The organism is Agarivorans sp., assembly GCF_050295395.1.
GTDB lineage: Bacteria > Pseudomonadota > Gammaproteobacteria > Enterobacterales > Celerinatantimonadaceae > Agarivorans.
Genome location: NZ_JBNKPP010000175.1, coordinates 1 through 11568, shown reverse-complemented (window position 1 = coordinate 11568; position 11568 = coordinate 1). Strand labels below are relative to the sequence as shown.

Annotated in this window: 13 protein-coding genes; 5 read left to right on the top strand and 8 right to left on the bottom strand. The window is 44.9% G+C overall.

Annotated features, from left to right (window positions below; all coding sequences use genetic code 11):
* Positions 1 to 163 precede the first annotated feature (163 nt).
* Genes ytfR through yjfF form a run of 3 tightly spaced genes read left to right on the top strand, consistent with a single transcriptional unit; the run spans position 164 to position 3697 of the window.
* Positions 164 to 1672: a galactofuranose ABC transporter, ATP-binding protein YtfR gene (gene ytfR / locus ACQY6Q_RS10600; protein WP_427981173.1), complete on the top strand. Its 1509-nt coding sequence runs from the start codon at positions 164 to 166 to the stop codon at positions 1670 to 1672.
* 7 nt (positions 1673 to 1679) lie between these two features.
* On the top strand, positions 1680 to 2702 hold the full coding sequence (gene ytfT, locus ACQY6Q_RS10595; protein ID WP_427981171.1) for a galactofuranose ABC transporter, ATP-binding protein YtfT: 1023 nt from the start codon (positions 1680 to 1682) through the stop codon (positions 2700 to 2702).
* Positions 2699 to 3697, top strand: a complete 999-nt coding sequence (yjfF, locus tag ACQY6Q_RS10590; protein WP_427981168.1) for a galactofuranose ABC transporter, permease protein YjfF — start codon at positions 2699 to 2701, stop codon at positions 3695 to 3697. The genes ytfT and yjfF overlap by 4 nt, the downstream gene beginning before the upstream one ends.
* A 72-nt stretch (positions 3698 to 3769) precedes the next feature.
* On the opposite strand, the gene ACQY6Q_RS10585 is transcribed toward yjfF, so the two are convergent.
* A complete protein-coding gene (locus tag ACQY6Q_RS10585; RefSeq protein WP_427981166.1) occupies positions 3770 to 4180 on the bottom strand; it encodes a hypothetical protein in 411 nt (136 codons plus the stop codon).
* Positions 4181 to 4252: 72 nt separating this feature from the next.
* Positions 4253 to 4618, bottom strand: a complete 366-nt coding sequence (locus ACQY6Q_RS10580) for an STAS/SEC14 domain-containing protein (RefSeq protein WP_427981164.1) — start codon at positions 4616 to 4618, stop codon at positions 4253 to 4255.
* A 250-nt stretch (positions 4619 to 4868) separates the two neighbouring features.
* On the opposite strand from ACQY6Q_RS10580, the gene ACQY6Q_RS10575 reads away from it, so the two are divergent.
* Positions 4869 to 5132: a DUF5062 family protein gene (locus ACQY6Q_RS10575; protein ID WP_055731354.1), complete on the top strand. Its 264-nt coding sequence runs from the start codon at positions 4869 to 4871 to the stop codon at positions 5130 to 5132.
* Between the two features lie 52 nt (positions 5133 to 5184).
* Here the strand turns inward: ACQY6Q_RS10575 and ACQY6Q_RS10570 are convergent, their stop codons facing one another.
* Positions 5185 to 6567 carry an 8-oxoguanine deaminase gene (locus ACQY6Q_RS10570; protein ID WP_427981161.1) on the bottom strand — a complete coding sequence of 461 codons (1383 nt, stop codon included), beginning with the start codon at positions 6565 to 6567 and terminating at the stop codon, positions 5185 to 5187.
* Between the two features lie 431 nt (positions 6568 to 6998).
* Between ACQY6Q_RS10570 and ACQY6Q_RS10565 the strand changes: the two genes are divergently transcribed.
* Positions 6999 to 7277 (top strand): hypothetical protein, encoded by a 279-nt coding sequence (locus ACQY6Q_RS10565; protein WP_427981176.1) that lies wholly within the window; start codon positions 6999 to 7001, stop codon positions 7275 to 7277.
* A 313-nt stretch (positions 7278 to 7590) separates the two neighbouring features.
* Here the strand turns inward: ACQY6Q_RS10565 and ACQY6Q_RS10560 are convergent, their stop codons facing one another.
* From ACQY6Q_RS10560 to ACQY6Q_RS10540, 5 genes are all read right to left on the bottom strand, one after another.
* Positions 7591 to 8025: a GNAT family N-acetyltransferase gene (locus tag ACQY6Q_RS10560; protein ID WP_427981158.1), complete on the bottom strand. Its 435-nt coding sequence runs from the start codon at positions 8023 to 8025 to the stop codon at positions 7591 to 7593.
* A gap of 147 nt (positions 8026 to 8172) precedes the next feature.
* A complete protein-coding gene (locus ACQY6Q_RS10555; protein WP_427981155.1) occupies positions 8173 to 9096 on the bottom strand; it encodes an arginase family protein in 924 nt (307 codons plus the stop codon).
* Positions 9097 to 9137: 41 nt separating this feature from the next.
* Positions 9138 to 9680, bottom strand: a complete 543-nt coding sequence (locus ACQY6Q_RS10550; protein ID WP_427981153.1) for a GNAT family N-acetyltransferase — start codon at positions 9678 to 9680, stop codon at positions 9138 to 9140.
* Between the two features lie 120 nt (positions 9681 to 9800).
* Complete coding sequence (locus ACQY6Q_RS10545; protein ID WP_427981150.1) at positions 9801 to 10673, bottom strand: PhzF family phenazine biosynthesis protein; 873 nt, start codon at positions 10671 to 10673, stop codon at positions 9801 to 9803.
* Between the two features lie 60 nt (positions 10674 to 10733).
* The gene (locus ACQY6Q_RS10540) at positions 10734 to 11273 is read right to left on the bottom strand and encodes a GrpB family protein (RefSeq protein ID WP_427981147.1); all 540 of its coding nucleotides are present in this window, start codon (positions 11271 to 11273) and stop codon (positions 10734 to 10736) included.
* Between the last annotated feature and the right edge of the window lie 295 nt (positions 11274 to 11568).

Here is an 11568-nt window from a genome sequence, read left to right as displayed (position 1 = left end):
CACTGGTGCTCAACCACCGAAAAAAATAGTAACCGAATCTAAATTATATTTACCTAAAGATGCACCAACGCAATTAGAAATGAAAAAAGATTTAGGCTACTAATAATAAATAACCGCCTCTCAGTGGGTGTAATTTATTCTCTGAGAGGCTGGCGGAGTTTTTATGTCTTCAACCAGTGACGGTACCCAAACTATTTTAAGCGCTAAGGGAGTTAGCAAGCACTTCCCTGGTGTAAAAGCCTTACAAAATGTCGATTTTTCTTTAAGAAAAGGCGAGATCATGGCTTTGCTCGGGGAGAATGGCGCAGGTAAGTCAACGCTAGTGAAAACCCTAACCGGCGTATATCAACGCGATCACGGCGATATTTTTCTCGAAGGGGAACTCATTTCTCCACAAGATACCGCCCATGCCCAACAATTAGGCATAGGTACGGTTTACCAAGAAGTAAATCTACTACCTAATATGTCGGTCATGGACAATCTCTTCATTGGCAACGAACCCAAAAAATGGGGTTTAGTTGACCGTAAAGCCATGGCTAAACAAGCCGAAGCCATCGTTAAAAGTTATGGCCTTAACTTAGATGTCACTCAGGCTCTCAACAATTTTTCAGTCGCTATTCAGCAGGTTATCTCCATCGCGCGGGCTATTTCTTTATCAGCCAAGATATTAATCCTCGACGAACCCACCGCCAGCTTAGACAGTGGTGAAGTGAAAATGCTATTTGGCATCATGCGTGACCTGAGAGATAAAGGTGTCAGTCTGGTGTTTATTACTCACTTCCTCGACCAAGTCTACGAGGTAAGCGACCGCATCACCGTATTGCGCAATGGTCAATTAGTGGGAACTCATGAGACTAAGCAGCTACCACAAATCGAATTGATCAAACTAATGTTAGGTCGAGAGCTAGAAGATAATGCGCTGAAACGTGCTGGCAAAACCAAATTAAGTGACCAAGCGGTAGTTGAATTTAATGACTACGGTAAAAAAGGCAGTATCGTGCCCTTCGACTTAAAAGTGCACGCTGGCGAAATTGTTGGCTTAGCTGGTTTACTGGGTTCTGGTCGAACCGAAACGGCGAAAGTGATCTTTGGCATTGACCCTAACGACAGCGGAACTTGTAAACTCAAAGGCCGGCCGGTAAAAATCAAATCAGCACGTCAGGCTTCGCTGATGGGCTTTGGGTTTTGCCCAGAAGACAGGAAAACCGACGGTATCATTGGTGCAGCCTCGGTGCGTGAAAATATTATTTTGGCACTACAAGCACAGCGAGGTTGGTTTAAGCCCTTGTCGCGCACCGAGCAGGAACAAGTATCGGCGCGTTTCATTAAACAACTGGACATTAAAACCCCCAATATCGAACAACCCATCGAGTTCCTTTCTGGTGGTAACCAGCAAAAAGTCCTATTGGCGCGCTGGCTACTCACCAAACCTAAGTTTCTCATTCTAGATGAGCCCACCCGCGGTATTGACGTAGGTGCCCATGCCGAGATTATTCGTTTAATTGAATCGTTGTGCGCCAATGGACTTGCCTTGTTAGTGATCTCATCAGAGTTGGAAGAACTAGTAGGCTATGCCGACCGAGTCATTGTGCTACGTGACCGAAAACAGGTGGCAGAAATTCCCACGGAAGATCTTTCTGTTCCCGCCATTATGCAAGCGATAGCGATGTGAGGCTCAAATGACAGCATATAATACCTCTACCCCAGTCAAGCTTGCTAATAAACGCAAGTTTACTCTACCCAAAGGCGCGCCGCAGGTGGCCGCCTTACTACTGTTGTTTTTAATTAATGCCATTATTGCCGACAACTTCTTTTCTATTCATATTCAAGATGGTCGGCTGTTTGGTAGTGTCATAGACATTTTTAACCGCGGTGCCCCTGTGGCACTGCTCACCATCGGCATGACTTTAGTGATTGCCACCGGAGGCATCGATCTTTCGGTGGGTGCAGTGATGGCCATTAGTGGCGCAGTATTGGCCAGCATGGCCTCGCAAGATTACTCGCCGGGGGTTATCCTGCTATGTGCCCTGCTCTCTGGTGTGGTATGTGGCTTATGGAACGGTTTACTGGTGGCAGTATTTAAGATCCAGCCGATTGTGGCCACACTGATCTTAATGGTGGCTGGTCGCGGCATTGCCCAACTGATAACCCAAGGACAAATTGTTACTTTCAATAATGATATTTTATCTTGGTTTGGTAGCGGCTCTTTACTGTTGCTCCCTACTCCCATTGTGCTATTGATTATCGCAGCCATCTGTATTTGGTGTTTAACCAAAAAAACCGCTCTTGGGCTATTTATTGAATCAGTAGGCATTAATATTAAGGCTGCCAAAAACGCCGGTATTAATACGCCTGCCATTGTGATGAGCGTGTACGCTATTAGCGGTTTAATGGCGGCACTGGCTGGTATTGTGGTGGCGGCCGACATCAAAGGCGCCGATGCTAACAACGCCGGACTGTGGCTAGAGATGGATGCCATTTTGGCGGTGGTCATTGGTGGCACCTCACTAATGGGAGGCCGCTTCAACTTACTACTAGCGTTAGTTGGCGCCTTCATTATTCAAAGCATTAACACCGGTATTCTTCTCTCAGGCTATCAGCCTCAGTGGAACCATATTGTTAAGTCAATAGTGGTCTTGTTAGTGCTGGTAATGCAATCACCAGCGGTTATTAAGTTCATCAAAGGGAAGCAGAAATCATGATCAAACGTAACTTTCCTTTATTCATTACCATTGGGGTTTTCCTGCTCGGCTACATCTTTTGTGCCATGGAATTCCCTGCTTTTCTTAGCACTCGGGTCATTTGTAACATTCTCACCGACAACGCCTTCTTAGGTATTTTGGCGGTAGGTATGACCTTCGTAATTCTCTCTGGAGGGATCGACCTCTCGGTGGGTTCAGTTATCGCTTTCACTGGAGTCTTTTTAGCTAAAATGATCGGTGATTGGGGCGTGGCACCGCAACTAGCCATTATGATTGTATTGGTTATGGGCATGCTGTTTGGTGGTTTCATGGGCTGGATTATTGATACCTTAAAGATCCCAGCGTTCATCGTGACGCTAGCAGGCATGTTCTTTTTGCGCGGCAGTAGCTTTTTACTCTCCGAGCAATCCATTCCTATTCAACACCCCTTCTTTAAGGAGCTTTCTCGGACCGTATGGCATATCTGGGGCGGTGGCAGGCTTAGCCTAATGGCAGTAATCATGTTAGTGATTGTGGCCCTAGGTATGTTATTAGCCCACAGAACCCGCTTTGGTAACAACGTGTATGCCATTGGCGGCAACGCTAACTCAGCTGGTTTAATGGGCGTGCCCGTTCGCCGCACCACCATTGGCATCTATATGTTATCGACCTTCTTAGCCACCTGCGCCGGGATAGTTTTTTCCATCTATACCTCAGCTGGCTACCCCCTGGCTGGCATAGGTGTAGAATTAGATGCCATTGCCGCTGTAGTCATTGGTGGTACGCTACTTTCTGGCGGGGTTGGAACAGTATTTGGTTCGATGTTTGGGGTATTGATTCAAGGTTTAATTCAAACTTACATCACCTTCGATGGCACCTTAAGCTCATGGTGGACCAAAATTATTGTTGGTATCTTACTGTTCGGCTTTATCGCATTGCAACGCTTGTTATTAGTGATGGCAGAGCGACGTAAAGAACTTAATAGCTCGGCAGCATTTAAACCCTTGCCCAATTAAACGCTACTGCAAACATGAGCTCGATAAAAAGGCTTCCTCTGGAAGCCTTTTTCTTATGCTAAGGTTCAGCGGCTATTTTGGCATTTCCCATTGAACATAACCTTGTTTGGTTTGCGATAAGTCAAGTTCTATACGCTGCGGAGCCCAAGCGCTCTGAGTATCGTGAGCCTCGATATAAACCACAGAACTTGTCTTAGGAATGAGCACAGACTCTAGGCTGCTGGTAAAAGGCTGTTCATCCACATGCGGATGCAGCATTGTTCGCTCTGCTAGTAACTGACCTCGCTCGTCAACGACCCGCCACTTATCGGCATAATGGTCCGGGCCGCTATCATCGTGCAGCAAAGATACTGAAATCTGCCAACGCTGTGACGCTTGCTCAGTCATTTCCACTGCAACTATTGTGGCCACACTGGCCCAAGCCGAGCCCAGCATGCAGCCCAAACCCACTGTAGTTAAGCAAACAGCGCTTATCCTTTTCATATTTAGCCTCATTAATTTGGCAACACTTGCTTCAAGCCTAGCAGGCTAAAGTGTATCTGGCTAAGGCAACAATTAACTACGCAGCCAATGCTCTGCTTCTTGTTGCTGGTCCATATCGAAAGCTTTAATGGTTAAACCAGGGAGCAACTTGCCTTCTAACTCGCTAATGGTTTGCACCCATTGCTTATCACACAGCACCGCCGCTTTACTAAAACGTCGAATCATTGCAAACATCTCCGGCAAACGAGTAAATTCTACTGCCATGGCACTTAAAGTGGGTATGGCAAAATCTTCAATCCGGTATAACATCACGCCATCTTCTATTCCTTCGGCCTGCTGTTGCAATTCATCCAAAGCCGCTTTCATTTCGTTGCTATCTAACTTACCACCAAACGCAATATCAAGACGGTTCTCTGCTACCTTAGTCACTTTAAACATTTGCTTGCTCCTAAATTGTTTATCCTGAAATAAGATAGCCGCAAAATCTAACCTGCTTATTGCGCCAGCTCGCGTTTTATTATGCGCCATTAACCCATGGTTAATTTTTCAGCATGTGTCGTTCAATAATTATGCGTTAAGCGCTAATATTTTGTTTTTCAGATTACTTTTAGCTTTTAGTGAACTCAGCCCTATGAATACAACGAGCTTTACCGTATGTTGAGAAAAATTCGAAGCAGTGAGGCCCTTAGTGAAAAAATTCAAGCATGAAGCACAGTTGCTCAAAAAAGCCATTCAAATCGGCGAGGTATACGCTCTACAACGTGGCTTCGCCAAATTTCCTCCCGGCATTTCAGAAAAAGACAAAGTGGAAGCCTTGTACATGCTTTTAGCCGAAGACAAGCGCATCACCCCTCTGCCGAAAGACAAGCAAAGCGGACCAGAAATGCGCCATAAACTGGTGATATGGCTGGCCAACCAATTACCGAAAGACCATGAACTCTTAGAAAACTAAACACATGCAGTAAAGCCCTTGGCAACGGCTTTACTGCTTATCTAATGCTGGCTTAAGCGAGTAATTGCTTGGCCAATTGTTGATGACGACTGATTAACTCGTTTAACTGCTCACGAGTTTGCAGGGGATCTTCTATCACCCACTTCCCTGCCACCATCAACTTACTTACCTCGCTAGCTCCACATAATACCAAGGCTGCTAGAGGGTCATGACTACCAGAAAAGCGCAACTCATCTAACTTATACAAGGCTAAATCAGCCTGTTTACCCGGTGCTAATACCCCTATGTCTTGACGCCCCAGTACCTCAGCACTGCCTTGAGTAGCCCAATGCAGTACCTGTTGATGGGTAATCTTACTGGCACCATAACGCAAGCGCTGCTGCAACAAGGAGTGGCGCAATTCCTGAACCATATTCGAGCCGTCGTTAGAGGCCGAGCCGTCTACCGCTAAACCGACTTTACAACCCGCGGCAGCCAAATCTAGGGTGGGACAAATTCCCGAAGCCAATAACATATTTGAGGTAGGACAATGAGCAATGCCCACTTGATGCTGCCCCAAGCGATGGATCTCTTCCGAATTAAAATGAATGCCATGAGCTAGCCAAGTTTGCGGCCCCATCCAATCACAGTGCTCTAAATAATCAACCGGACGCATGCCTAACTTGCGCAGACAAAATTCATTTTCATCGATGGTTTCGGCAAGGTGGGTATGCAAGCGCAAGCCTTGTTGCTTCGCCAATATCGCCGTTTCACGCATTAAATCTTCAGTTACCGAAAATGGGGAACAAGGTGCCAAGGCCAATTGCAGCATGCTTCCCTCGGCGGCGTCATGATAACGCCGAGCCAAACGCAGGCTATCATCTAAGATTTGCTGCTCGGTTTGCACCACCGAATCAGGCGGCAAACCACCATCTTTTTGTGACAAACTCATGCTGCCGCGAGTTAAGGTAGCTCTTAACCCCAAGCGTCCTACCACCTCGGCTTGAATATCAATGGCCTCACTCAGACCTTGATTAAAAACATAGTGATGATCGGCCACCGTTGAGCAACCACTTAGCATTAACTCCCAGCAGGCCAACTCGGTCGCGGCTTCAATGTGCTTATCACTCAAACCACTCCATATCGGATAAAGACTTTGCAACCATGGAAATAGTTCTTGGTTGATCGCCGAGGGCACACAACGGGTCAAGGTTTGATAAAAATGGTGGTGGGTATTAATCAAGCCCGGCAGTAATACCGCATCGCTGGCATCGACAATTTGATCAACTGGTAGACTTGCTTGTTGGCCGCCTGCGACACATTCCACAATGCGTGTCCCTTGCACCACCACCCCACCTCGGCAATCTCGCTCTGCGTCTTCCCCACTCATCGCGCCGCTAAATACTGCCATAGGGTTGGCTATCCAAATACGCGGTTCATCAGCTAGTTGTGACAAATCTACCTCCTGTAAATCCATATAATTCGCCACTCAGCCTAGTGGCAACTTGTAGTTCAACTGATTTCAATTAACAATTCAATAACTAACGAGCTATTTAACACCTGATTAAACCACGCTAGCCAGCTAAATTTGCTGCATTCACGCCAATTGATAAAAATTTAATAAAACCCCAATAAGTTGTTGAGCTAATCAACCTAATTAGCGGATAACCGCACTTAAATCAAAACTGACGATGTAGGCTCGAACATCGCCAAACGGTAAATATTCAGCCCAACAACGCGCCGCATAAGCAAGCCTTTAATTTACATAAAAGCAATGGAAAACAGATACTTATATAATTTTAGAATATTACCCTTAGCCTATAATCAGCCACGTTACCGTAGGGGTAACGATTTACAAATAAAAGAGATAAGAATGGAAACGCAAAAATCATTGGAATTGTACTGATTGTGATTGGTGCCATTGTGCTGTTAGTTGGTGGCCTACAAATCATGGACGCTATAGAAGCACAACAACAAACTGAAGCGCTAGGAACACTGTTTGGCGGAGCCAGTAACGAGCTAATGCAAGAACTTGGCGTGAGCAGTGCCATCGAGCAAGCTAAAACCAAGGGCATTATTTCTACGGTATTGGGGCTTTCCGGCATCGTAGCGGGTGGCATATTCGCGAAAAAAACCAACCCTAGCCCAGTTACAGCAGCGAACTAAGCTCTGCGTCGACCTGACTAGCTTAAAACAACACTTATTGGTGTGATTCATAGGCAAGCCTATGAACAACAAATTAGACCGCGCTTAAAGTAAATTGAGCTAGACAAAGAAATTTAAAGTGTGGGTCGGGAATACCGCAGGTACGGTATAGTTAGGCCCACTTTTCGTAACCGGTTAAACCACCATAAGAAACAAGGTCTAGACGGCCTAAACATCAATGAACCAGTAGAAAACTGAGTTCTTGGCCTACCAAGACAAAAGACCTCTTTCGTTAGCAACCCACCAGCATCTTGGGGACTAAGGTTTTGGCCAATTACACTTCTACATTTAACGATGAGTTGTAGGAAAACATTCGTACCTCATCTCGGGGAAACCATCCCATTTTCTGATAAAACTGCTGAGCATTTTTGTTGCTGTCATGAACAAAAAGGTGAGTTTTAGATATTCCATAACGGTCCAAAGCACATACAACACTCTCAACTAATTGACGCCCAATTCCTTTTGATTGGTGACCTAAGGATACCGTTAAATGTTGTAAGTAACCTCTACGCCCATCCGTGCCCGCAAGCACGGCGCCAACAATAGCATTGCTGTCAACAGCAACAAAGCTCAAACCCTGGTTGCGGGCCAAGTAGGCTTCAATATTTTCCTTGGAATCGGCATCTCGAAGAGTCATCCCTTCTGAACGCCTCCAAAGACTGATTACTTCTTGGTAATCAGAAATGGTCATTTCTCGAATTAATAGCACTGAACATTCCAATAATTATTTAATGCAGCGGTAAGCGTTGAGCAATACCGCCACTCAAGCTAAACCATTACACCGCAAATACAAACCCAAGGCGAAGACAAGCATGCTGAGCGTTAGCTAAAAGCTTAAGCAATTTGTTATACGAATTTACGACTTAAAACCCCAGACGGCATCTATAAGTTTAATCATTAGCTCCTTTGATGCACCACTGCTGTCGCGCTCGGGGAGATATTCAACAAACTCAGCTCCAATAAACTTGTCACTCGAAGCAATTGAATGAACTAAATACAACGATTCTCTCGCAGTTAAACCACCAACATTAGGCGTCGCACATGCACGGAATAGAGAACCATCTAAAGCATCGTAATCGAATGACAGGTAAATACCGTCATACTCGCTCTCTAATCTTTCCATTAAGGTGCCAACTACAGTATTAAAGCCTTTCTGCTCGATACACATCATGTCGAAGTTGGTTATCTTAAGTCTTTCAATAAGCTCGTACTCACAGAGCATTAAATCTCTAAGCCCCACATAAAACACATCTTGAGGCTTTAACGCGACATCATAAGGAACAGACCAGCCATTGTGAGCATATTGATTCATTAACAATGCCAAGGGCTTGCCGTGCAAATTGCTGTCGAGAGTGTTGTTGCAATCAGCGTGAGCATCTACCCAAACAATCGCAATTTTTTTACCTCGATTCTTTTGGTAATGGCTTAACGCAGCTTGAATTGTACCTACCGCTATCGAATGGTCACCGCCGATGATAATGGGGACGCGATTATTCATATAACTCCCCAATACTTGTTCCTTGAGGTGGCTAGAATAAATTCGCAAGGCTTCATCTTTGTTACCTTTGGAAATCAAACCATGAACTTCATCGCTGACTTCCACATCCCCTTGGTCAATAATATCAGCGCCCCATCTATCATTTCTGATTTGGATCCAATCGGTAAGACCAACCGATGATATTTCGTTCATTCGTCGTAACCCATCAACCGTGTTTTCTTGGCTTGTCACAAAACCCAGTTGATTGAAGGGGGCTCCGATAATGTCGAAATGGCTTGTCATGGGTACTCCGGTACAGATTTAATTTTGCATTACACCAGCTCTCACCGGCTTGTTGCGTGCATGTTTTTTGTTTTCCATTGTTGTTTAGTCAGTCGATATAGTCTCACTGGCCGCCCATGAAACTCTACTACATTGAAACTAGAAAACCCCGCCTTCTCAGCCACCTTCAGCGATGCGACATGCTCTGGCTCTATAATAGCGACCACTGAGTCAAATAAGCGATTATCGAAAACATACTTAATAACGGCCTTAGCAGCCTCAGATGCAAAACCTTTATTCCAATAATTCTTCGCCAGCCGGTAACCAAGACTGATTTCCTCAACACCGCCGACCGATTCTGGGCCAACACCGCAGAAGCCAATCAGTTCAGAAGATTTTTTATCGATAAGAGCCCATGGCCCAACGCCATGTGATTGATAACAAGCTAAACACCATTCAATAAAATGACGAGTGGCGACCTCATCACAAACGCCGCGAATCGAGTACTTCATCACGTCTGGGTCACTAAGAATGTCGGTCAATACAGAAACGTCCTCAGGCACCAGCCGCCGCACAATCAAGCGGTTAGATTGACAAATTTGCACCGTCGCCTCCTTGTATACAAAAGTCACTAGGAACGGCGCCGTCCCCTAAACCATTACATCGCAAATACAAACCCAAGGCGAAGACCCAAATACCCAGCATTGAGAATCGCTCTTAAATGCTTATTGTAAATGGATGGTTTGCCTACCAACGTTATGAGCAAAACCACCAACGCTCACCTTAGTTATACCCAGCTCGCTAGACTCAACCGACGCTGTAATTTTTGAAACACATTCCATTGCCCGACCTTGCTCAAAAGTAAAGTCATTCAAAAGTGTGCGACTAAGGTGTTTACTTAAGTAACAGGCTAAGGCACCACTGGCACTCCCTGTCGCAGACTCCTCAGGAATACCAAACAATGGAGCAAAGTTACGACAACTTGCTGTCAGCATGCTGGTTTGATCGCACAATTCAAAAGCGTGAATACTGACAACATCATACTTTTTACAGAAGTCACTGGTTAAATTTTGATTCACTTGAATGTTATCGAGATACCCATATGGTACAGGCACTATCATGTCTGCTAAGCCTGTTGAAATGACCTCGATCGGTAACCGAGTAGACTCAAGTATTATTGAGTCCAGCCCAATTAAGGCTGATATCTGCTCATAACTAAACTCTCCGCGATACTCAGGTAGCTTCTGCTCCATAACTATATGACCATTTGCCTCTATGGTTACCGCAAGTATTCCTGCTTTAGTTCTTTGGCGATATGAACCTTCGGTTATGATGCCCGCTTGATACATTGTTGAAAACGCAGCTAAGGTGGCGTGCCCACAAAAATCAACTTCACCGGTTACCGTGAAGAAAGCCAGCGCAAAATCGACCTCGTCATCGCGAGATACAAATGCAGTTTCAGAATAACCAACAGCTTGGGCTATTTGTAATCTTTCGTCGTTGGATAAGTGGTCGGCATGTAGCACCACGCCAGCAGGATTTCCACCGGTTCCATTCTGGGTGAAAGAATTAATCCAAAACGCTTCAACTTCCTTCAATATCAATTACTCCATGGTAGAGCTAAACACAGTTGTAAAAATTTATGGTATGTACTTGGGTCAACGGATGCGATTGGTTAGCTCGCTTTGCCACCTTACTGCTTTAGCTTCGTATTCTTGTATAAAACTATTTTTATAATCAATGTAAACATCTATGTCATGGTTACAAATCGCTGCTCCCGCCCTTTTTATTTCGCCATATTTAAGTGCGACATCAGGAAAAGCCCTTAAATAGTCACGAAATGCGAGATGCCTTGTAGCCTCCGGAGAGTTAGCTAAGAACGCATGAACCTGATGAGTTCGCTGTATTCCGCCTTTTTGGAAATAACGACGGCCTTGAATACCAAATTCGCCCTTAACAACATACCCCAGAGAAACCATCTCTTCTGATTGGTCATCTAAAACGTCTAGACTTTTCACTTCCAAAAGAATGTCGATAATGGGTTTGGCACATAAGCCTTCAACCGACGTACTACCGATATGATGTATCGCATTAATATTGGCTGTTGTTAAAACTGAGCTGATTAGCTGTTTTTCTCTGACAAAATCTTCCCGCCATTGCTGCCGATAATCAACAACTTCAATAATTCTTTGACTCATAACTGTCGATTTACCAAATGCCTGCTTAAGCTGCGAGTAAGGCGAACACCTTAACTAATCCATTGCAGCATTAACACTAAATTTCACATTAAGCTGAGAGCGCCAACAGTTGAATTCACTCTTAAACGCCTTATATGGACCAATCTAGCGGCTTGCCTTTTCAACTTGTGCCTAAGTTCTTAGGCTATTTCAAGAACTTGAACTATGCTCAAAGATGAAACTACACAAACCGCTGTTTGCTTAGGTGTTTAAGCTCAAACCTAAACCTCTAAGCACTATGTTAATCACATCTTGC